A 20,375-nucleotide genomic window follows, 5' to 3' on the forward strand; every position below is an offset into this window, starting at 1 on the left:
GGAGGACTTGGTGACTGTAGAAGTAACGCGACACGGCAGTCCGGCGACTGTCGACGAGGCGGCAGTGCAGGAGCTCGGCACGGGCCTGGCCAAGACGATTCAGAGACTGGGTCGGAGGCTGGAGCGGTCACCGGACATGTTCGGCGGCATCGCCATGAACGAGGCGCTCATGTATGTGCACGCGCGCCTGGCGGTCGATCCGAACGCCTCTCGCAGCGAGACGTGGGAAGCCGTCGTTACAGCCATGCAGGTATGCTCCGCGCTCTTCGCCTCCGCAGCCGCGACCGAGGGAACCGTCGAGTGCCGCATCGACCACGACATGCGGACCCTCCCCGTCACCGGGCCGCAGGTCTACGCGAATGCCGGTAACTGGCTCACCGCGTTCTGGTTCGCCATCGTCTGCCGCGACCAGGCACGAATGACGCAGCTCTGCGAAATCCCCCTTGATCTGCTGCGCGCCTCCGGGGCTCAGGGAGACGAGTACGTCTACCACTGGGTGGACTCCCTCCAGACGTACTGGCGTGAAACACCGGGCCTGGTCGAGAAGTTGACCACGACGATGAACACCTCCGCCCCGGAGATCGCGACCAATGCTCCCCGCGATCTCCTCCAGAACGTCCTTTACCAGCCGATCAACCTCTTCTACCGCTTCCTGCTCAAGGACCACGACGCCTTCAATCAGGCCCTGGTCGAAGCCGTGGAGGCACATAAGGCGTACTGGACCGCGGACGAGGACCGGGACGGACGCATCGCGGGCTATCTGGCCCTAGGCCCCCTCGCCATCGCCTGCCTCGCCTATGACGCGGGTTTCCCCATCGAAGTCGAGTCCGACTACCTGCCCAAGCAACTTCTCGAGCGCGGCTGGCTGGGCGAGTTCCCGACGTGACGGACGGACAACGCAGAACGGACGGTTGCTAGCCGTGGCAGCGCAGGATTACGACAGTCAACTGCTGGAGTCGGTGTCGGTACGGCGTCGGCGGCTGCGGGATGCCTTGTTGTTCGGTGCTCAGCGGCAGCGGCGGTCTGTGGATGAGCGACTGGGGAAGGTGTTGGCCGGCCTTGTGATCGCGGCCGTGTTGTGTGCGGGCTGTGTCGGCTGGTCGTTCGTTTCGCACAGGCTCATCGGAAAGGGCCCGTACGGGCCCTCGGTGCAGCAGACTTCTCCGCCCTCCGTGGCGCCTTCTTCTCGATGATAGGTTCGAACGCGTGATATCTGCGGGGCCTTTGAGCAGTAGAGCGTTGAGCCGGGTCACTCTGGTTGGCGAGCGGCGGCGTGTTGATCTCGTACTGCCCTCGCAGGAGCCGGTCGGATTGCTGCTGCCCGAAGTGATGCGGTTGCTGGACGACCAGGTGTCGGTGCGGCCGATGCTGCGGCATCTCGTCACGGCCGACGGTTCGGTGCTGGCGCAGGACAGCACGCTGGAGTCGGCGGGTGTGCCGGATGGTGCCGTTGCTGCGGCTGGTGCGGGTGGAGGATGCTCCGTCGGCGCCGGTGGTGCATGACGTCACCGACGAGGCATCCGACGATCTGGATGTACGGGCGTGGCGGTGGCGGCCCTCGGCCCGGCGGAAGGTGGCGGGGCTCGCGGCCGTCGGCTGGGCGCTGGTGGCCGGGGCACTGGCCCGGGCCGAGTTCGCACTGTCGGCGGTGGGCGGTGTGCTGCCGGTCGTCGCCGCGGTGGCGGCGCTCGTGGGCGTCCTGCTCGGCAGGTCCGGCCGACGCGGCCTGGCCACCACGCTCATCGCCATGGGCTGTGCGCTCGGCGTGCTGGGGGCCTGGACTCTTGCCGATGCGCACGACTGGTCCGGCGGCATGCGTCTGGCCGGGGTGGCGGCTGTCCTGACCGTATCGCTGCTGCTCTTCGGTTGGGTGTCACCGCTGGGGCGGGGCGGGTTGGTCGGTGCCGGGGCCGTGGCCGGGGCCACGGTCTGTTGGGAGGTCGCGGTCGCCCTGCAGTCGGGCGCCGGGACAGCGGTGGGGCAGGCGCGTACGGGTGCGCTGCTGGCGGTCGTGTCGGTGGTGGTGCTCGGGTTGCTGCCCCGGCTGGCGCTCATATCTTCGGGGCTGTCCGGGCTCGACGACCGCCGCTCGGGCGGGGCGTCAGTGAGCCGGTACGAGGTGTCGGCCGCGCTGTCGGCCACCCATCGTGGGCTGGCGCTCGCCTCGCTCGTCATGGCGGTCTCTGCGGCTGCGGCGGGAGTTCTGGAGCTGCGGGCGCCGACGGTGTGGACCGTTACGCTCGCCGTGGTCGTCGCCGTCGGACTGGCCCTGCGGGCGCGGGCGTTCCCGCTGATCGCCGAGGTGGTGGCCCTGCTGGCAGCCGCGGCGGCGGTTACGGCGCGCCTCGCCTGGGTCTGGCTGGAGCGTTCCGGCACGGCTGGCCCCTTGGTCCTCCTTGTAGTGCTCGCCGTGGTTCCGCTTGCCGTGCTGTCGGTTAAGCCGGCCGAGCATGTCCGGGTACGGCTCCGGCGGTTCGGCGATGCGGTGGAGTCGGCCGCAGTGATCGCCCTGTTCCCGTTGGTGCTCGGCGTATTCGGTGTGTACGGGCGTCTGCTCGGTACCTTCAAGTAGGGGTCGGGCATGGCTGAGGGTGACTGGCAACGCGAGGTGCTGCGCGAATTGAGGCAGGACGGCCCGGCTGGGGACCGTGCCTCGGCCGATGCCGCCGAACCCCGCCCCCAGGCCCAGCCCGCGGCCCCGGACCGGCCCGGTCCCTTCCACCCCGCCATCTCTCAGTCAGGCCCCGGACAACCGGTGCAGGCTTCCCGGCCGCCCGCAGTCCGCGCCTCGCGGGATCCGCGGCTCCCCATGGTCACGCCGGAGTCGCTGCCTACCGTCGATCCCCGGCTGGCCCATGCCATGGGGCGTCCGCACCACGGAGATTCGATCACCCGGCGTACCGGCCGTTCGCTGCGGAAGCTCACCGCGTCAGCCTCGCAGGAGGTGTCTGGGGAGACGCGTCTCGCACGGGCGGTACAGCAGCCGGTGACCACTGGGCGGGTGATCGCGGTCACCTCGATCCGGGGCGGGGTGGGAAAGACCACGGTGGCTGCCCTGCTGGCCCGGACGTTCAACCACTACCGGCACGACCCGGTACTTGCGCTGGAGGCCGACGCCGCCCTCGGTACCCTTCCGGTCCGGCTCGGCGCTGAGTCGGTGCGGTGGTCGTGCCGGGAGCTCGCTCACCTTCTCACCCCCTCCATGCAGTTGACCGACGTAACCGGCAATCTCGTACCGGTGACGGACGGCGGCTGGCTGCTGCCCGCGAGCCAGGGGACGATCGGGGCGCCGCTGGACATGGCGACGTATCGGACGGTTTCGCTCGCGCTGCGGCGGTACTTCGCCGTGACGGTGGTGGACTGCGAGACCCTGCCGGGCGAGGTGGCCCGTACCGCGATGGACACCGCGCACGCGCGGGTCGTGGTCGCCCCGATGACCGCGGAGGGCGTGGGCGGCACTCGCCTGGTCCTGGACTGGCTGGGTCAGTTGCCGCACTCGGCGCTCGCCACCACCGTGGTCGCTCTCAGCGCGAACTCCCCCGACATGACCCTCGATCTCAAGGCGGCCACCGCGCACCTGCGGGAGACGGGCGTCACGGTGGTGGCCCTCCCCTATGACCGTCACCTGGCCCAAGGAGGCCCCATCCACACCGCTCTGCTCGGTCAAGCCACCCGGCAGGCGGCCGTTTCGCTGGCCGCCGAGGCGATGGAGCGGGCGGTGAGAGCGGGATGACGCTGCGGCTGGTCCACCGCCCGGCGCGCTCCACCAGGCCACTCGCCCCGGCGCAGCCCCGTACTATCGAGCCGCCCCCGAACCTGCCCGAGGGCAAGACGGGCAGCGCCGCGACCGCACTGTTGCCCATGGCCGGCGTGATGGGCTCGGTCGTGATGATGACCGTGATCCGCTCCAGCCGGTTCGCGGGCCTGGGCGCCGTGGCGCTGGTGATCGCTCTCATGGCCGCGGTGGGACTGTTCCTGTCCCAGCGGGGCAAAGCGCAACGCACGCGACGAACCCAGCGCGAGCGGTATATGGAGTACCTGGAGGAGCAGCGCGAAGAGCTCGGGACGGTGATACGGGAGCGCCGCCGGGCAGCCCGACTGCTCAGTCCGCCGCCGCAGGCGTTGTACGACCTTGCGCAGGATCCGGCGCGGTTGTGGGAACGCCGCCGTACAGACGCGGACTTCCTGCGCGTACGCGTCGGTACCGGGGACGTACCGACACAGCAGCTGTCGATCGGCCAGAACAGCGCCGGGGGTGTACTGACGCCGCCCGACCCGTTCATGCTCAACGAGGCCCGCGCACTGGTCGCCCGGTTCGCCACAGCGACGGAATCTCCGCTGACGGTGCCGCTGGACCGGGCGGGGAACATCAGTATCGTCGGGGACCGCGAAGGTGTACTGCGCGTCACGCGGGGCCTGTTGATCCAGACCGCCGTCACCCACGCACCCGACGACGTGGCGATCGCGCTCAGCGTGCCTGGTGAGCAAGTGGCGGATTGGGACTGGGCCAAGTGGCTGCCCCACGTACTGGATCCACGGGAGAGCGACGGACCGGTCTCGGCGCGCCGGATCGCACCGAGTCTGCCGCAGCTGGCCCGGCTGATCGCCGCGGACCTGCGGCAGCGGTCCTCGTACGCCGCCGAGGTGCGGCGGGGCCTGTCCGACAAGAACGCGCTGAAGCTCACCAGCCGGCTGCTGGTGGTCAGTGACGAGTACGGAGGGAACGCTTCCGAGCTGTCCCGCCCCGATGCGGCTGTGGCGCTGGCCGACATGGGCGTCACCGTGCTGCATCTGCTGGAGCAGCAGGTGCACGAGCCGGATCAGGTGACCGTGCGCATCACGGTCGACGGCGACCAAGTCATGGTCGAGGACCTGCGGACCCCCGACGCCCCGGCGGCCTCCGGCGCCTCGGATGTCGTCAGCGTCGCGGGAGCAGAAGGGCTCGCACGCATGCTGGCTCCGCTACGGCTGTCCGCCGAGTCGGTGGCCGAGGGCACCCCGGTGTCCGGACCCGTCGACTTCCCCGCGCTGCTGGGGATCGACGATCCCGCAGCGTTGGACATCGACCGGCTGTGGGCGCCGCGCGGCGAGCGCGCGTTTCTGCGCGTGCCGATCGGTGTGAACGACCGGCACGAACCGGCGCTGCTGGACCTGAAGGAGTCCTCCGAGCTGGGCATGGGCCCGCACGGTCTGTGCGTGGGTGCGACCGGCTCCGGAAAGAGTGAGCTGCTGCGCACCCTCGTCCTCGCTCTGGTGGCCTCCCATCCGCCGGAGGATCTGGCGATGGTCCTGGTCGACTACAAGGGCGGCGCGACTTTCGCCCCGTTCGCCGATCTGCCTCACGTCGCCGGGGTGATAACGAATCTGGAGAACCAGGCCGGGCTCGTCGAGCGTGTCCATACCAGCCTCGCGGGCGAGGTCATGCGCCGCCAGCAGGTGCTGAAGGACGCGGGCAATGTGGCGGACATCGGACACTACGCGGCGCTGCGCTCCAAGCGCCCGGACCTGGACCCGCTCCCTCACCTGTTCGTCGTCATCGACGAGTTCGGTGAGCTTCTCACCGCCAAGCCGGACTTCATCGACCTTTTCTTGTCCATCGGCCGCATCGGCCGCTCCATCGGTGTGCATCTGCTGCTGTCCAGTCAGCGCATCGAGGGCGGCAAGCTCAAGGGCCTGGACACGTACTTGTCGTACCGGCTCGGTCTGCGGACGTTCTCCGCCGACGAGTCGCGTACGGTCCTGGACACCATCGACGCGTTCCATCTGCCGCCGCTGCCGGGTTTCGGCTATCTCAAGGTCGACACATCGACGTACGAGCGGTTCAAGGCGGGGTACGTCTCCGGCACCTACCGCGGTCCGGCTCTGGCCGAGGTGGTCGACAACCGACCGCTCGTCCTGCCGTACCCCACCTTCAACTCCCCGGCCAAAAAAGGGGTGTCGGACACCGGAGCCGAGCCGGCGATGCGGAAGCGGGAAACCGGCCCCACGGTGATGTCCACGATGGTCCACCAGCTCCGCACCGCTGCCGAGCCCGTACGCCGCGTATGGCTGCCCCCGCTGCCCGGCGCCATCTCCCTCGACGCAGCCGCAGGGCCCCTCCAGGTCTCCGAGCGCGGCATGCACCTCGCTCGCCGCCCGGGCGCGATGCGGGTGCCACTCGGGCTGCTCGACGACCCTGCCCGGCAGTGGCAAGGCCCTTGGACGCTCGACCTCACTGTGTCCGGCGGCCATGTGGCGGTCATCGGCGGCCCCCAGTCCGGCAAGACCACCCTGCTGCGCACCCTCGCGCTCTCACTCGCACTGACTCACACCCCGGCCGAAGTCGCCTTGTACGGGCTGGACCTGCTGGGCGGCGGCCTCTCAGCCCTGGCGGGGCTGCCGCATGTGGGCGGCATCGCCGGACGGGCCGACCACGAGCGCGCGGCGCGCACCGTCGCCGAGGTCCGTGCCATGCTCGCCGCCCGCGAGGAACTTTTCCGCGAGCACGGCATCGACTCCGTCGACCAGCTCCGCCACCTGCGCGCCCAGGGCCGGCTGCCCGAGCTCGGCGGCACCGACATCGTGCTGCTCATCGACGGGTTCGGCGCGCTGCGCGACGAGTTCGCCCACCTCGACGACACCATCGCCGACCTCCTCAAGCGCGGCAGCGGATACGGCATCCACATCGTGGCGGGCATGCTGCGCTGGAACGACGTACGCATCGCCACCCAGTCGATGTTCGGCACCCAGCTCGACCTGCGCCTCAACGACCCCTCCGACTCCTCCATCGACCGCAAGCTCTCCGAAACCCTTGGCCCCGACACCCCCGGCCGCGTCCTCACCGACGGCAAACTCTTCGCCCAGTCCGCCCTGCCCCGAACGGACTCCGTCCCCGCCACCGACGACCTCGGACCGGCCCTGGAAGACGCCGCCCGCAGGATAAGCAGCACCTGGCACGGTGAACTGGCCTCTCCCGTAAGGGTATTGCCCACCCGGATGCCCGCGCAGCGGCTGCCCTCCGTGGCCGCCGAGCCGAAGCGGATCCCGATCGGCGTCGACCAGGACACCCTCGCCCCCGTACTCCTCGATCTGTTCGAACACGACCAGCATCTGCTGATCCTCGGCGACAACGAATGCGGCAAGACCAACCTGCTCAAGCTGATCGCGCAGCAGTTCGTCGACCGCTATGGCGACGACGAACTGGTCTTTGCCGTCTTCGACCCACGCCGAGGACTGCGCGGCACCGTCCCCGAGCCGTACCGCGGCGGCTACGCCCACAACGCCAAGATCAGCGCCGGGCTCGCCTCCGGAATCGCCACCGAGCTGGAGAAGCGCCTGCCCGACGAGACCGTCGACCACGACACCCTCCCCGACGGCCCGGCCTTCACCGGCCCGCGCATCGTCATCCTCGTCGACGACTACGACATTCTCACCACAGCCGGCCAGCAGCCGCTCACCCCGTTCCTGCCGTACGTGTCGTCCGCACAGGACATCGGCCTGCACTTCGTCGTCGCCCGCCGCGTCGCCGGATCGTCGCGTGCGCTGTACGAGCCGTTCCTGACCACTCTGCGCGAGACCGGCACCGCCGCCCTGGTCATGACCGGCGACCGGACGGAGGGACAGCTCTTCCCCGGCCTGTACGCATCCGCCCAGCCACCCGGCCGCGGGACCCTGGTCCGCCGCGGCCGCCGCCACCAGCTCATCCAGACCGCCCTCGTACCCGAGGCAGAAGAAACAGAGCACCCGTGACCAAGGACGTCATCGCCCTCACCCCGAAGATGCCCGACATCCGCACCCTCCTCGCAGGCCTGTACGCCGGAGGCCCGGATGTCGGTATCAACACCATGGCCGACGGAGCCGTCATCCAGCTCTGCGCGCCGGGCGGACGCCCCCTGGTCTCCATCGAAGCCCCGATCCTCCTCCAGGTCCCCGGTGAGACCACGCGCCTCCTCGGCACCGGCACCGGCACCGACGCCTGTGACATCCCTCTCTGGTGGACCGAAGCCCGGGCCTCCACCGATGTCCCCGAGGCCGAGCCCCTCGCTCGGTCCTTCGCCGGCCGCCTCGTCTCCGTACTGAGCGGCACCACCTGGCCCGTCGGGCCGGCGACCACCGACGTCGTCCCCCTCACCTCTGACATCGCCTCCGCCCCCGACACCGCGCCCCCGGGCATCGATGTCCTCACCAAGCAGGCCGCGGTCGTCATCCAGGACCGCCCCGTCGTCGCCATGACCAGCTGGCTCTCCGACGCCCTGCGCACCGCTACCAACAGCGGCCGAGCCCTGCAGGTCGTCACCCCCACCACCACTCGCCTCACCCTCCCCACCCGCACCGCACTCCATGGCCACCCCAACCGGTGGGTCGTCCAGGACCCCGAATGCGGCTACTACGACGGCCTGTCCGGAGCCGTGCTGCACTGGCAGGACGGCACCTTCGCCCCCACCCGCGCCGAATCGGGCGCCACGGCCGTCGCACCGGCCTTCACCCGGGCCACCGCCACAGCCACCGGCGAACACCAGCTGATCCTCTCCATCCGCACCGAGCACGCGCCGGACACCGGCCTCCTGCTCGGCCGCGCGCTGGAAACTGCCTGGCAACACCTCACCGGCGCGCCCCCGGCCGGATGGAGTACGGCCGAGCCCGTCAACCTCCCTTGGTCCACACGCCAGTTGACCGACCTCGCCCGCAACCGCGCCCCCCAACCCACCTGGCTCATCGCCATCGGCCACCCCGACCGCCCCGGCATCGCTACTGTGCACATCACCCGCACCACAGCAGGCGTCGAAGAGGACATCACTCTCACGCTGGGCTACGGCACCGACGAGATCCCACCGCTCGACACCATCGAAGCCCTCGCCGAGAGACTGGCCACCGAGCAGAACCTGACCTCGATGCTCACCTCGCTCCGACCCGCGCGCCGCGACCTTTCGGTCCCCCACCACTTCGAGGCGCCTCCGGTCCCCCTCACCTTCACGCTCGGCGCCGACGCAGTCAACGACATTGGGCTTGCCCACACCCAGCGCCCACCACTGGACCTGCACCCCGTCCAGCTCGGCCCGGCCGCCCAGCCCGCGGTCCACTACCCCCTCGGCGACGGCACCCATGCCCAGGCATGGGCGGTGCTCCAGCAGCTCACGCAGCACCTGAAGAACGCGTAGGGGGATGTGACGGGTTCCGCCGGGGCTCGGTCTCAGCCTTCGTCGGGGGTCAGGCGCAGTGAGATCGAGTTGATGCAGTACCGCTGGTCCGTCGGGGTCGGGTAGCCCTCACCCTCGAACACGTGGCCGAGGTGCGAGCCGCACTTCGCGCAACGCGCCTCGGTGCGGACCATGCCGTGGCTGCGGTCCGCGATGAGTTCGACCGCGTCCGAGTCCTTCGGGTCGTAGAAGGACGGCCAGCCGCAGTGCGACTCGAACTTCGTGTCGGAGCGGAAGAGTTCCGTGCCGCAGGCGCGGCAGGAGTAGACGCCCTGCGTCTTGGTGTCGGTGTACTCACCGACGAAGGCGGGCTCCGTGCCGGCCTGGCGCAGGACGGCGTACTCGGCGGGAGTCAGTTCCTCGCGCCACTGCTCGTCCGGCTTTTCGACGTCGTACGACATGGGCTGCGTCTCCTCAGTTCGAGAGGCGGGCAAGGCTGAGCTTGGTCAAAATGGCGGGGCCGAGGTCCGTCACGTCGCCCGCGCCCATGGTGAGAACAAGGTCGCCCGGCTTCGCCATTCCCGCGATCACGTCCGGGACCGTCCCCTTGTCGGGTACGGCGGTCACGTCGGCGCCGGCCGTGCGGGCCGCGTCGACGATCAGGGCGCTGGTGATGCCGGGGATCGGGTCCTCGCGGGCCGGGTAGATGTCGAGGACCACCGAGGCGTCCGCGAGCGCCAGCGCCTGGCCCATCTCGGTGCCCAGCTCCTGCGTGCGGGAGAAGAGGTGGGGCTGGAAGACGACGAGAAGGCGCGAGTCGGCCGCCGCACCGCGCATGGCCTCCAGGTCGGCGGTCATCTCGGTGGGGTGGTGGGCGTACGAGTCGATGACCTGCACGCCGCTCACCTCGCCCTTGAGCTGGAGGCGGCGCTTGACGCCGGTGTACTTGCCGAGGGCCGAGGCGAGGTTGTGGGCCGGGATACCGAGGGCCACGCCGGCTGCCAGAGCGGCGACCGCGTTGTGGGCGTAGTGGCGGCCGGGGACCGAGACGGTGAAGGTGAGATAGCGGCCGTCGAGGATCACCGTGACCTCGCTGGTCAGTCCGCGCGGAGTGACCTTGTGGACCCGTACGTCGGCCGAGGGCGCGTCCCCGTACGTGACGATCTTCAGGGTGGACAGATCACGCAGCCGCGACGTCAGTTCGACGGCGCCGGACTGGTCCGCGGAGATGACGAGGGTGCCGCCGGGGACGACCTTGCCGACGAAGGTCTCGAAGGAGTCGTAGATCTCGTCCATCGAGGCGTAGTTGGCGTGGTGGTCCAGCTCGACGTTGAGGACGATGGCGACCTCGGGGTCGTACTTCTGGAAACTGCGGTCGCTCTCGTCCGCCTCGGCGACGAAGATCTCGCCGGCGCCGTGCCGCGCGTTGGTGCCGGGGCCGGCGAGGTCGCCGCCGATGGCGTACGACGGGTCGAGGCCCAGCTCGGTCAGGGCGACGGCCAGCATCGACGTGGTCGTCGTCTTGCCGTGCGTGCCCGCCACCGCGATCGCCCGCAGGCCGCCCATCAGCGAGGCCAGCGCGTCGGAGCGGTGCACGACGGGGACGGCAAGCTCGGCGGCGCGGACCAGCTCGGGGTTGTCCGCGCGGATGGCGCTGGACACGACGACGCAGGTGGCGTCGTCCGCGAGGTGCTCGGCGGCATGGCCGATGTGGACGCTGACGCCCAGCGCGCGCAGGGACTCGGCGGTGGCGGACTCGCGTGCGTCACTGCCCGCGACCCGTGCGCCGCGCTGGGCCAGGATCTTCGCGATCCCCGACATTCCGGCGCCGCCGATGCCGATGAAGTGCGGTCGGTCCATGGCGGTGGGAAGGCCGGGTGCCATACGTATGTCTCCCAAGGTGCGACGTGTGCTGGGCGCCCCAGCCTATTCGTTGTGGGAGAAGAGCTTGAGCACCGGTACGCCGACCTTGTGGCGCGCCCGGGAGGCCCAGTCCCGGTGGAAGAACTCCTCGACGTAGTGGGGCGCGGTCAGGACGATCACCTCGTCTGCCTTCGTCTCGGCCACCACCGAGGTGAGGAGGTTCAGCGGGTGGTCCTCCACGACCTGGCCCACGGCCTGGCTGCCGGCGTTGCGCAGCGCCTCCAGGGACGCCTCCAGGGCGCGCTGCGCCAGCACTCTGGCGTCATTGCCCTCGGGCTCGTCCCCCTCGCGGACGGCGTCGTCCAGCTCGCCCAGCGCGACGTCGTCGATGGACCGCAGCAGGCGGTCGGCCTGGTCACCGCGGGGCTGCATCAGGACGACGAAGGAGACGGCCTCGTCGCCATGGAGGGTCGTGACGAACTCCACGTCGACGGAAGTCAGGGGCTTCTCGATCATCAATACGCTCGTGAACACGACGGGCGCCCTTCTCTTCTTCATGGGGCTTCATGGGCTGCGTGGGGCTGCGTGGGGCTACATGACTCTTGATGGACCGGCGCTGATGACCGCGCCGGCCCCTGCGGAAACCATCCTTCCCCGCGACCGCACGGGGTCTGCGAGAGTAAGTGTGCCCAGCGAGGACAAAGCGGAACGACAAATTCCGCTCATTCGTCAGATTCGGCGGCGCTCAGATCCGGCGCCGCTCAGATCCGGCGGTACTGGGTGAAAAGGAACCCCGCCTCCTCCAGCACGGACGCCAGTGCGAACCGCTCGGGGACCGCCATCGACGGCCCGTCGGCGATCCGCTGGGCCCGGCCCGCGGTGAGCGTGGGCGAGATGCTGAGGCACAGCTCGTCCAGTACCCCGGCTGCGATGAATTGCGCGAGCAACCGCGGCCCGCCCTCCGTCAGCAGCCGGGTGAGCCCGCGTCCGGCCAGCGCGGCGACCGCGCGCGCCGGGTCCACCGCGGCGCCGTCCCCGGCGATGAGGACCTCGGCCCCGGCGTCCCGGGCCGCGCGGATCCGGTCGGCGGGAGCGGTCGCGCCGGTGAGGACGAGGGTGGGGACCAGGGGGGAGGTAAAGAGCGGAAGGGAGAAGTCCAGATCGAGGCTCGCGCTGACCACGGCGATGGCCGGGGCGGGCCCCTGCCCTGCCGCCGCCCGGCGCCCGGCGAAGGCCTGGCGCGCGCGGGCGGGGCGGTAACCCTCCAGGCGTACCGTTTCCGCGCCTACGACCACCACGTCGGCGAGCCCGCGCAGCGTGCCGAAGATCCGCATGTCTGTGTCGCTGGAGATCGGCTGGGAACGGCCCTCGTGCTGGGCGGCGCCGTCGAGCGAGGAGACCATGTTGGCCCGCAGCCAGGCCCCCGTGGCGCCGCGATCCTTCGGATACGCGTAGGCCTCGGCCAGCTCGTCGAGCCCCCACTCGCCACCGGGGGCGGCTGTCGCGGGAACTGTTTCGTCGGTCACAGGGAACAGGCGTCGCATGCGAGGCAGTCTGGCATGCGGCCTAGGGGGTGTCTGACAATTCCCCGTGGGTCAAGGAGCGGCGTCCGGTGCGTGCGATCGCAAGGCGCCGGACAGTCCTCTCGTAGCGGAGCTACCAGGGCTTTTCGGCAACGCTGCGAGCGTGCGTGCCGGACGCCGCGGGGAATTGTCAGACACCCCCTAGACTTGAGCCCCGTGTCGTCCTCCCCCGCCGCTCATGGGTCCGCCCCCATAGCCGAAGCGGTCCCGCTGTCCCTGTGCGCACGCGAACCGCACGTCCCCGCCGATCGGCTGGTCGCCGAGATGGTGCCGCCGCCGCGCTTCGACTCGGTGCGCTTCGATACGTACGTACCGGACCCGAACCAGCCCAGCCAGAGCGAGGCCGTCCAGGTGCTGAGCGGCTTCGCGGCCGGGCTCGGCGGGGCCTCGGCCGTCGGAGGGGGCAAGCGGCGCTGGTTCGAGTTCGGGAAGAAGCCCGCCGCTCCGGCCGCGCCGCGCGGTGTCTACCTTGACGGCGGTTACGGCGTCGGCAAGACCCACCTCCTCGCCTCCCTCTGGCACGCCACGCCCGCGCCGCGCGAGCTGAAGGCGTTCGGCACCTTCGTCGAACTGACGAATCTGGTCGGCGCGCTCGGCTTCCAGCAGACCGTGCAGACGCTGAGCGGCCACCGCCTGCTGTGCATCGACGAGTTCGAACTCGACGACCCGGGCGACACGGTGCTGGTCTCCTCGCTGCTGCGCCGGCTCGTCGAGGCGGGCGTCGCGCTCGCCGCCACCTCCAACACGCTGCCGGGCAAGCTGGGCGAGGGCCGCTTCGCCGCCGTCGACTTTCTGCGCGAGATCCAGGGCCTGTCGGCGCACTTCCGGCCACTGCGCATCGACGGTGAGGACTACCGCCACCGCGGGCTGCCCGAGGCCCCTCCCCCGTACTCCGACGAACGGGTCACCTCGGCGGCGTACGCGACCGAGGGCGCCAGCCTCGACGACTTCGGCCACCTGCTGGACCACCTCGCCAAGGTCCATCCCAGCAGGTACGGCGCGCTGACGGACGGCGTGCGGGCCGTCTGCGTCACCGGCGTGCGCCCGGTGCCCGACCAGTCGACGGCGTTGCGGCTGGTCGTGCTCGCGGACCGGCTGTACGACCGGGAGGTGCCGGTGCTGGCCTCCGGGCTGCCGTTCGACCAGCTGTTCAGTGAAGAGATGCTGAACGGCGGCTACCGGAAAAAGTACTTCCGGGCGATCTCCCGGCTGACGGCCCTGGCGCGCGACGCGAAGAGCTTGGCCGCGCAGTAGGTTGGACGGTGATCACCGTCCGTCAGAAGGGGTTCCACATGGCCACCACGCGTCAGGCACACACCGTCTGGGAAGGCGACCTGCTCAAGGGCACGGGTACCGTGACCTTCGATTCGTCCGGAATCGGCGACTACGCCGTCTCCTGGCCGGCGCGCGCGGAGCAAGCGAACGGCAAGACCAGCCCGGAGGAGCTGATCGCCGCCGCCCACTCCAGCTGCTTCAACATGGCGCTCTCCAACGGGCTCGCCAAGGCCGGTACGCCGCCGACCCGCCTGAACACCAAGGCCGAGGCCACCTTTCAGCCGGGCGAGGGCATCACCGGAATCCACCTCACCACCGAGGGCGATGTTCCGGGCATGGAGGAGGCGGACTTCGTGAAGGCGGCGGAGGACGCCAAGGCGAACTGCCCGGTCAGCCAGGCGCTGAAGGGTACGACGATCACGCTGAGCGCGTCGCTCGCCTGACGCGCGCAGTGAGGCGTTGTGGCCCGCATGGTTCACGTGAGATCTCTTGCGTGGTACACACGTGCGGGTCACACGTTCCTGTCCGCCAACAGGGAGTTGCCTCATGTCCGAAGAGTCAAGAACATCGGAAACATCAGCAACATCAGCTACGTCAGCAACACGTAGACAAGTCTTGGCCCGCACGGGCGCACTGGGCGCCGGCATCGTCTTCGCCGGATCGGTGTCGGAGGTCTTCGCCGGTACCGCCGCCGCGCAGGGACTGGGTCGCAAGGGGTACGGGCCGCTCGTGCCCGACCCGGCCGGACTGCTCGACCTGCCCCGCGGCTTCCGTTACAAGGTCCTCTCCCGAGAGGGCGAACCGCTGCGCTCGGGCGAGGGCCCGGTGCCCGGCAATCACGACGGCATGGCCGCCTTCCGGGGCCACCGCGGGCGCGTCCACCTCGTCCGTAACCACGAGAACCGGCACACGGCGAAGACCGGCGTACCGAGGGCCGAAGGCCTGACGTACGACCCGGCCGCCAAGGGCGGCTGCACGGCCATCGCCCTGGACGGCCGGAACAACGTCCTCGGCGAGCGGGTCGCGCTCGCGGGCACCGCGGTGAACTGCGCGGGCGGGCCCACCCCGTGGGGCACGTGGCTGACCTGCGAGGAGACCGAGGAGAAGGCCGGCACGAACGGGTACACCAAGGACCACGGATTCATCTTCGAGGTCGACCCCGTGGACCCGCGCCGCACCGGCGCCCGCCCTGTCTTCGCGATGGGCCGCTTCCAGCACGAGGCGATCGCCGTGGACCCGAAGAGCGGCATCGTGTACGAGACCGAGGACGCGTTCCAGAAGCCCTTCGGCCTCTTCTACCGCTTCCTGCCCGAGAAGCCGCTGTCCGGCAGCGGCTCCCTGCACGCGGGCGGCGCCCTGGAGGCGATGCGCGTGCCCGGGGTGCCGGACCTTTCTGCCATCCAGGAGACGGGGGCGAGCTTCGGCGGCGTCGAGTGGGTGCCGGTGCCTGATCCGCAGGCGAAGGAAACCCCCATCCGGCTCCAGGACTTCGGCTCGAAGGGCATCACGCACGCCCAGAAGCTGGAGGGCTGCTACTGGGGCGAGCGGGCGGTCTACTTCGTCTCCAGCTTCGCGCGCAGCGCGGAGGGCTCGGCGGCCGACCACTTCGGGCAGGTGTGGAGGTACGAGCCCGAGCGACGGCGCCTGACGCTGGTCGTGGTCTTCGGACCGGACACGGACATCCAGCTGCCCGGCGAGTCCCCCGACAACATCTGCCTCGCGCCGCGCGGCGGCCTGATGGTGTCGGAGGACGGCAACGGCGCACAGCACGTCTACGGCGTGACCAGACGCGGCGAGGTGTACGCGATGGCACGCAACCGGCAGGAGCTGGCGCCGGGCGAGTGGGGCGAGTTCGCCGGCATCAGCTTCTCCCCGGACTGCGGGACGATGTACGTGAACTGCTACGCGCCGGGGACGACGTTCGCCGTGACGGGGCCGTTCGACGACTGACGCGGGCCTGGCCGATGTGAGCCATGAGAGGGGGCGGACCGGTGCGGTCCGCCCCCTTTCGGCTGCCTGTCATGCACTCGGACAGCGGTACGGGCCGCGTAGGTGTCCATCATTTTTCATATGATCGGATACTTTCCGTGAGTGACCACTATTGTACGAAGATTGGTGACCGCGGCCGTTCTGAGCGCGGCCCTCGCCGGATGCGGCAGCGCCGGTTCCGCCCTGGACCCCGGCACTCCGCCCGGCGCCGGCGCCCGCACCGGACCGGTGCCTGCCCAGTCCTCCGCCACCTCCGCACCGGGGTCCTCCGCGCCGCGCGCCTCCGCCCGCCCCGCCCCCGCCGCCCCGACGCTCGCCGCCGGGCCCGGCGGGGTGACGCCCGTCTTCGCGCGCGCCCGTGACGCCGGCACCAAGACCGTCGCGCTGACCTTCGACGCCGACATGACGGCGGATCAGGGCCCGCGCGCCGCCGGCGGCGAACGCTTCGACAACCCCGACCTGATCACGGCACTGCGCCGCCTGAACGTCCCTTCGACGGTATTCATGACGGGCCGCTGGGCCGAGGAGTACCCCGCCCAGGCGCGCTCCATCGGCCGGGATCCGCTCTTCGAGATCGCCAACCACTCATACAGCCACCACGCCTTCACATCCCCCTGCTACGGCCTGCCAACAGTCGCCGCCGACAAGATGCGCGCCGACGTGGAGCGCGCCTTCACGGCGTTCCGCACAGCCGGGGCACGCAATGTCGTCCCGTACTTCCGCTTTCCCGGCGGCTGTTACGACGACGACGCCCTGCGCGCCCTGGCGCCGACGGGCGTGACGGCGGTCCAGTGGGACGTCGTCAGCGGGGACGCGTTCGCGCGGGACGGGGACGCGGTGGCGGAGCAGGTGCTGGCGGGCGTACGGCCGGGCTCGCTGGTGGTCATGCACTGCACCCGCAGTGCGGCGCCGGTCACCGAGCAGGCGGTCCGGCGCATCGTGCCGGAGCTGCGCAAGCGCGGCTACCGCTTCGTGAAGGTCTCGGAGCTCATGCGGCGCTGAGGGGCGGCGCGGGGAGGCGGCTCAAGAAGTCTCGGCGCAGGGAGTCGTTGCGGGGAGTCGGCGCAGGGAGTCGGCGGGCACTTCGTACAGCGTCTCCATGCCGTCCTCCTCGTCCCAGAGCTCACCGGCGACGGTGAAACCGATACCGGCGATGGTTGCCAGCGACGCGGTGTTGTCCGGTCGGATCGACGCCCGCACCCGGGTCACCGCAGGCTCCGCGGCGGCCCGGCGCAACAGCTCGGCGAGCGTGGCGCGGGCGTAGCCCCGGCGGCGGTGGGCGGGGTCGACGGCGTAACCGACCTCAACCATGCCGGTGGCGTCGGGCGGCCCGTGGAATCCCCCGTGGCCGACGACGGAGCCGCCCGGCCCGCACACCGCGAGCCGTCCGCACCATCGCGCCTGCGCCGGGTCGGCGGCGATCTGCCCGAGGCGGTAGCGCCACAGCCACAGCGCCTTGTCGGTGAGGAAGTACGCGGTCAGGGGAACCCCGGCCTCGGCGCCCGCCGCTGCGAGGTCGCCGTCCAGGAGGGCGGTCATGACCGGCCCGTTCAACTCCACGAAAGTGATCATTGTGCGGATGATGCTCCCCGTGGGCCGGGCCTGCTGTCCACCGGATTGCGTCGCGGCCGTCAGCCGGAGCAGGCCGTGCGCTGCGCCTCCTGCCACTCGCAGACCGGGCAGTGCACAATTCCTGCGACCGTCTCCGAGTACTCCGTCGGCTCCCGGCACAGCACACACTCGGCGTACGGCGGGCTCTGCTCGTCCATGGCCCCCGACCCTACCGCCGCCCCTGCCTCAGCCCCGCGCGAGCTGAGCGCACAGGCCGACGACGGCGCGAGCCCGGCGACGGGCGCGACGGGCGCGGCCGGGGCGGCCGGGGCGAGCGGTACGGCCGCGGGGGCTTCGCGCCCCGACCTGCCGCGCGCCCTGGACCAGGGGCCCGCCCTGATCCACCCCCGCTCGACCCCTACGAGCCTCAGCTCGCCGACGCCTTCGGGGGTGTGAGCTCGCTCGGCCGGACGATGACGAAGCCGTCGCCCTGGAGCATCAGTTGGACCGCCTCGCCGGAGCCGCCGCGGATCATGGAGCCGACCGACTGCGAGCGGTGCAGCGACGTGTTGAGCTGGGCGCTCCAGCCCACCACCGCGTCGGTGTCGACGTACACCGGCTGCTGCTGGGTCACGGGGATCACGATGGGGTTGCCCTCGCAGATCACTGCGAGCTTGCCGTACCCGGTGAAGAGGCTGTTGAAGAGGCCGCCGCCGGTCATGCCGGCGCCCTTCACCGTCTTGATCTCGTACGACAGGGTCGGGTCGAAGCACAGCACGTTGCGGCCGTTGACGGTGAGCGCGTCGCCCTGCTCGATGTCGACGATGAAGCAGTTCTGCGCCTCGTGCGCGAACCACGCCTCGCCCTGGCCGGTGACCGCCATGAGCGCCAGGCCCTCGCCGGTCACGGCGCGCTTGAGCATGCCGCCGATGCCCTGGCCCTTGCGCTCGAACTGGAGGTTGCCGCGGAAGGCGACCATCGAGCCCTGCCGCGCGTGCATCTCGCCGTTGACGGCGTACTTCACCGACTTGGCGTTCTGGAGGGTCATCCCGGGGACCGTGGCCTGCTGGGCCGTGTTCTCTGTGGCAAACAGATCGCTCTTCATGCCGAGCATCCTCACCCGGAGTCATACGCTCCGCCAACCTCCCTGAGGTGGAGATCCGGGGGCGTCCGCGGCTGGCAGACTGGGCGGGGTGAGCAGCGACGGCACTCTCCCCACCGCGTCCGTTCCGACTCCCGGCAGTCCCTTCCGGCACGGGCGTACGGCGCGCGACGAGCCCCCGCAGTACGTACTCCCGCTGGTCGTCCACATCGAGAAGGACGATCCGCCGACCCGTACGGACGCCCTGGAGACGGCCGCGCGGGCGGTGCTGACGATTCTCACCGACGAGCGGTCGCTGGGCGAGGGCGAGTGGGCCGCCGCCGTACGGGACTGGCAGGACGCCAGGATCCGCAAGGTGGTCCGGCGGGCGCGCGGCGCGGAGTGGCGCAAGGCGTCAGCGCTGCCGGGCATCACCGTCACCGGGGTCGCGGCCGAGGCGACCGGTACGGCCGAGGTGCGGGTCTTTCCGCCCGTACCTCTGGACGGCTGGCCCAAGGAGCTCGCGAAGCTCCAGGTGTCGGGCACGGACCTGGACGACCCGCGGCCGCCCGCCGCGGCCGGCCCTGGGGACGTGGTGCTGTGGCTGAGTCCCGATGTGGACATGTCCGCGGGCAAGGCGATGGCGCAGGCGGGGCACGGCGCTCAACTGGCCTGGTGGGAGCTGTCGGAGGTGGAGCGCAAGGCCTGGCAGGCCGCGGGTTTCCCGCTGTCGGTGCGTACGGCCGGGGCGGCGCGTTGGCGGGAGCTGACCGGCAGCGGATTGCCGGTCGTCCGAGACGCGGGGTTCACGGAGATCGCGCCGGGCTCCTGCACGGTGGTGGCCGACCATCCCGCGCTGCGGGGCGGGGCGCGATCCTGAGCCATCGTTCTCCCGCGCATCGTTCGAAACACGAACCGTTGAACTGTTGCGACCGCTGAACGCCCGGCCCGCGTCACACGTACTCGATACTTGCAAGTAGGTTGTCCGGCCGTTCAGTAGGCGGTCGGTTCAACGGTGTAACGCATCGGCTCGGGAGACACCTTGTTGCGACGCCTCAATGGAACAGCGCTCATCATCGCGGCACTTGTCGCCACACTCGGCGCGCTCGCCTTTCCCATGTGGTCCTACGCGGACCGCTCCGGTACCGGGCAGGCCAACCTCAACGCCTCCAGCGTCGCCACCCAGTGGGGCCCCCTGTCCGCCAAGGACCGCGACCTGCTGGTCAAGGTGCGCCTGGCCGGGCTGTGGGAGCTGCCCGCCGGGCAGCAGGCCCTGGAACGCGCCCCCAGCCAGGCGATAAAGGAGGCCGGCGACCACCTGGTCGTCGGCCACGCGGACCTCGACAAGCGCGCCCGCAAGGTCGCCGCGCAGCTGAACGTGCCGCTGCCGAACCAGCCCACGGAGCAGCAGCAGGGGTGGCTCAGGGAGCTGTCTGCGGCGACCGGCACCGAGTACGAGCGGAAGTTCGCCAATCTGCTGCGCAACGCGCACGGCAAGGTCTTCGCCCTGATAGCCGAGGTGCGGCACACCACCCGCAACACCCTGATACGGCAGCTGGCGAGCGACTCGAACCAGACCGTGCTCGACCACATCACCATGCTGGAGGCGACCGGGCTCGTCGACTTCGACGCGATGGCCAACGAGGCCGCCGGGGTGGCCACCGCGAGCCCGTCCGGTCCCCCGCCGCCCGACAACTCCGTCACGGTCCCCTCGCCCCCGGCCGCCGTACCGTCCAGCGGGCAGACCTTCACCTCCCGGCCGTCCGCGCAGCCGGAGGGCGAGATCGGCAGCCCCGCGGTCAACACCAGCCGCCCGGAGCCTGCGCCGTAGGCCGGGATTGCCCGACGGGTGCCCAACCTCAAATCAACCTCTGAACGTCCCCTCCGGTGGATTCGGGGCCGCGCGCCGGGGCCATC

General features: G+C 70.7%; 19 protein-coding genes and 1 pseudogene. 13 read left to right on the top strand and 7 right to left on the bottom strand.

Annotated features, from left to right (window positions below):
• The first annotated feature begins 10 nt into the window (after positions 1 to 10).
• The 6 genes and pseudogenes from ACU6WZ_RS03030 (at position 11) to ACU6WZ_RS03055 (ending at position 9,137) form a co-directional block, all read left to right on the top strand.
• Positions 11 to 886 carry an immunity 49 family protein gene (locus ACU6WZ_RS03030; protein WP_447031575.1) on the top strand — a complete coding sequence of 292 codons (876 nt, stop codon included), beginning with the start codon at positions 11 to 13 and terminating at the stop codon, positions 884 to 886.
• A gap of 34 nt (positions 887 to 920) precedes the next feature.
• On the top strand, positions 921 to 1,193 hold the full coding sequence (locus tag ACU6WZ_RS03035; protein WP_447031576.1) for a hypothetical protein: 273 nt from the start codon (positions 921 to 923) through the stop codon (positions 1,191 to 1,193).
• 13 nt (positions 1,194 to 1,206) lie between these two features.
• Positions 1,207 to 2,572, top strand: a pseudogene (gene eccD / locus ACU6WZ_RS03040) (type VII secretion integral membrane protein EccD).
• A 9-nt stretch (positions 2,573 to 2,581) separates the two neighbouring features.
• Positions 2,582 to 3,733: a nucleotide-binding protein gene (locus tag ACU6WZ_RS03045; RefSeq protein WP_447031577.1), complete on the top strand. Its 1,152-nt coding sequence runs from the start codon at positions 2,582 to 2,584 to the stop codon at positions 3,731 to 3,733.
• A complete protein-coding gene (gene eccCa / locus ACU6WZ_RS03050; protein ID WP_447031578.1) occupies positions 3,730 to 7,728 on the top strand; it encodes a type VII secretion protein EccCa in 3,999 nt (1,332 codons plus the stop codon). Before ACU6WZ_RS03045 ends, eccCa begins: the two co-directional genes overlap by 4 nt.
• Complete coding sequence (locus ACU6WZ_RS03055; protein ID WP_447031580.1) at positions 7,725 to 9,137, top strand: DUF6177 family protein; 1,413 nt, start codon at positions 7,725 to 7,727, stop codon at positions 9,135 to 9,137. The genes eccCa and ACU6WZ_RS03055 overlap by 4 nt, the downstream gene beginning before the upstream one ends.
• A 32-nt stretch (positions 9,138 to 9,169) precedes the next feature.
• Here the strand turns inward: ACU6WZ_RS03055 and msrB are convergent, their stop codons facing one another.
• The 4 genes from msrB to ACU6WZ_RS03075 all read right to left on the bottom strand — a co-directional run bounded on the left by msrB (position 9,170) and on the right by ACU6WZ_RS03075 (position 12,523).
• Positions 9,170 to 9,577: a peptide-methionine (R)-S-oxide reductase MsrB gene (gene msrB, locus ACU6WZ_RS03060; protein WP_447031581.1), complete on the bottom strand. Its 408-nt coding sequence runs from the start codon at positions 9,575 to 9,577 to the stop codon at positions 9,170 to 9,172.
• A 13-nt stretch (positions 9,578 to 9,590) separates the two neighbouring features.
• Positions 9,591 to 11,000, bottom strand: coding sequence for a UDP-N-acetylmuramate--L-alanine ligase (murC, locus tag ACU6WZ_RS03065; protein ID WP_447031582.1), 1,410 nt, complete (start codon positions 10,998 to 11,000; stop codon positions 9,591 to 9,593).
• A gap of 42 nt (positions 11,001 to 11,042) precedes the next feature.
• On the bottom strand, positions 11,043 to 11,513 hold the full coding sequence (locus ACU6WZ_RS03070) for an indole-3-glycerol phosphate synthase (RefSeq protein ID WP_447031583.1): 471 nt from the start codon (positions 11,511 to 11,513) through the stop codon (positions 11,043 to 11,045).
• Between the two features lie 227 nt (positions 11,514 to 11,740).
• Positions 11,741 to 12,523: a pyrimidine reductase family protein gene (locus ACU6WZ_RS03075; protein WP_447031585.1), complete on the bottom strand. Its 783-nt coding sequence runs from the start codon at positions 12,521 to 12,523 to the stop codon at positions 11,741 to 11,743.
• Between the two features lie 195 nt (positions 12,524 to 12,718).
• Between ACU6WZ_RS03075 and zapE the strand changes: the two genes are divergently transcribed.
• The 4 genes from zapE to ACU6WZ_RS03095 all read left to right on the top strand — a co-directional run bounded on the left by zapE (position 12,719) and on the right by ACU6WZ_RS03095 (position 16,828).
• Positions 12,719 to 13,816 (top strand): cell division protein ZapE, encoded by a 1,098-nt coding sequence (zapE, locus tag ACU6WZ_RS03080; RefSeq protein WP_447031586.1) that lies wholly within the window; start codon positions 12,719 to 12,721, stop codon positions 13,814 to 13,816.
• A gap of 38 nt (positions 13,817 to 13,854) precedes the next feature.
• Positions 13,855 to 14,280, top strand: coding sequence for an OsmC family protein (locus ACU6WZ_RS03085; RefSeq protein WP_447031587.1), 426 nt, complete (start codon positions 13,855 to 13,857; stop codon positions 14,278 to 14,280).
• A 103-nt stretch (positions 14,281 to 14,383) separates the two neighbouring features.
• Positions 14,384 to 15,787, top strand: a complete 1,404-nt coding sequence (locus ACU6WZ_RS03090; protein WP_447031588.1) for an alkaline phosphatase PhoX — start codon at positions 14,384 to 14,386, stop codon at positions 15,785 to 15,787.
• 162 nt (positions 15,788 to 15,949) lie between these two features.
• Positions 15,950 to 16,828, top strand: a complete 879-nt coding sequence (locus ACU6WZ_RS03095; RefSeq protein ID WP_447031589.1) for a polysaccharide deacetylase family protein — start codon at positions 15,950 to 15,952, stop codon at positions 16,826 to 16,828.
• Positions 16,829 to 16,849: 21 nt separating this feature from the next.
• Here ACU6WZ_RS03095 and ACU6WZ_RS03100 read toward each other — a convergent pair whose 3' ends face one another.
• Together ACU6WZ_RS03100 and ACU6WZ_RS03105 are read right to left on the bottom strand one after the other, a co-directional pair.
• Positions 16,850 to 17,398: a GNAT family N-acetyltransferase gene (locus ACU6WZ_RS03100; protein WP_447031590.1), complete on the bottom strand. Its 549-nt coding sequence runs from the start codon at positions 17,396 to 17,398 to the stop codon at positions 16,850 to 16,852.
• A 59-nt stretch (positions 17,399 to 17,457) separates the two neighbouring features.
• Positions 17,458 to 17,595: a hypothetical protein gene (locus ACU6WZ_RS03105; RefSeq protein ID WP_447031591.1), complete on the bottom strand. Its 138-nt coding sequence runs from the start codon at positions 17,593 to 17,595 to the stop codon at positions 17,458 to 17,460.
• Between ACU6WZ_RS03105 and ACU6WZ_RS03110 the strand changes: the two genes are divergently transcribed.
• Complete coding sequence (locus tag ACU6WZ_RS03110; protein WP_447031592.1) at positions 17,594 to 17,833, top strand: hypothetical protein; 240 nt, start codon at positions 17,594 to 17,596, stop codon at positions 17,831 to 17,833. The genes ACU6WZ_RS03105 and ACU6WZ_RS03110 overlap by 2 nt on opposite strands.
• On the opposite strand, the gene ACU6WZ_RS03115 is transcribed toward ACU6WZ_RS03110, so the two are convergent.
• Complete coding sequence (locus tag ACU6WZ_RS03115) at positions 17,805 to 18,482, bottom strand: AIM24 family protein (protein ID WP_447031593.1); 678 nt, start codon at positions 18,480 to 18,482, stop codon at positions 17,805 to 17,807. The two genes, ACU6WZ_RS03110 and ACU6WZ_RS03115, sit on opposite strands and share 29 nt — an antisense overlap.
• Before the next feature lie 79 nt (positions 18,483 to 18,561).
• On the opposite strand from ACU6WZ_RS03115, the gene ACU6WZ_RS03120 reads away from it, so the two are divergent.
• Both ACU6WZ_RS03120 and ACU6WZ_RS03125 read left to right on the top strand, forming a co-directional pair.
• Complete coding sequence (locus ACU6WZ_RS03120) at positions 18,562 to 19,338, top strand: peptidyl-tRNA hydrolase (protein ID WP_447033825.1); 777 nt, start codon at positions 18,562 to 18,564, stop codon at positions 19,336 to 19,338.
• Between the two features lie 165 nt (positions 19,339 to 19,503).
• Positions 19,504 to 20,289 (top strand): DUF4142 domain-containing protein, encoded by a 786-nt coding sequence (locus tag ACU6WZ_RS03125; protein ID WP_447031594.1) that lies wholly within the window; start codon positions 19,504 to 19,506, stop codon positions 20,287 to 20,289.
• Positions 20,290 to 20,375: the final 86 nt, after the last annotated feature.

Source organism: Streptomyces hypolithicus (genome assembly GCF_052934925.1).

Bases quoted from the DNA above. Each gene is read 5' to 3' on its own strand.
- ACU6WZ_RS03045 (WP_447031577.1), top strand. From the start codon at position 2,582: ATGGCTGAGGGTGACTGGCAACGCGAGGTGCTGCGCGAATTGAGGCAG.
- eccCa (WP_447031578.1), top strand. From the start codon at position 3,730: ATGACGCTGCGGCTGGTCCACCGCCCGGCGCGCTCCACCAGGCCACTC.
- msrB (WP_447031581.1), bottom strand. From the start codon at position 9,577: ATGTCGTACGACGTCGAAAAGCCGGACGAGCAGTGGCGCGAGGAACTG.
- murC (WP_447031582.1), bottom strand. From the start codon at position 11,000: ATGGCACCCGGCCTTCCCACCGCCATGGACCGACCGCACTTCATCGGC.
- ACU6WZ_RS03075 (WP_447031585.1), bottom strand. From the start codon at position 12,523: ATGCGACGCCTGTTCCCTGTGACCGACGAAACAGTTCCCGCGACAGCC.
- ACU6WZ_RS03085 (WP_447031587.1), top strand. From the start codon at position 13,855: ATGGCCACCACGCGTCAGGCACACACCGTCTGGGAAGGCGACCTGCTC.
- ACU6WZ_RS03090 (WP_447031588.1), top strand. From the start codon at position 14,384: ATGTCCGAAGAGTCAAGAACATCGGAAACATCAGCAACATCAGCTACG.
- ACU6WZ_RS03100 (WP_447031590.1), bottom strand. From the start codon at position 17,398: ATGATCACTTTCGTGGAGTTGAACGGGCCGGTCATGACCGCCCTCCTG.
- ACU6WZ_RS03110 (WP_447031592.1), top strand. From the start codon at position 17,594: ATGGCCCCCGACCCTACCGCCGCCCCTGCCTCAGCCCCGCGCGAGCTG.
- ACU6WZ_RS03105 (WP_447031591.1), bottom strand. From the start codon at position 17,595: ATGGACGAGCAGAGCCCGCCGTACGCCGAGTGTGTGCTGTGCCGGGAG.
- ACU6WZ_RS03115 (WP_447031593.1), bottom strand. From the start codon at position 18,482: ATGAAGAGCGATCTGTTTGCCACAGAGAACACGGCCCAGCAGGCCACG.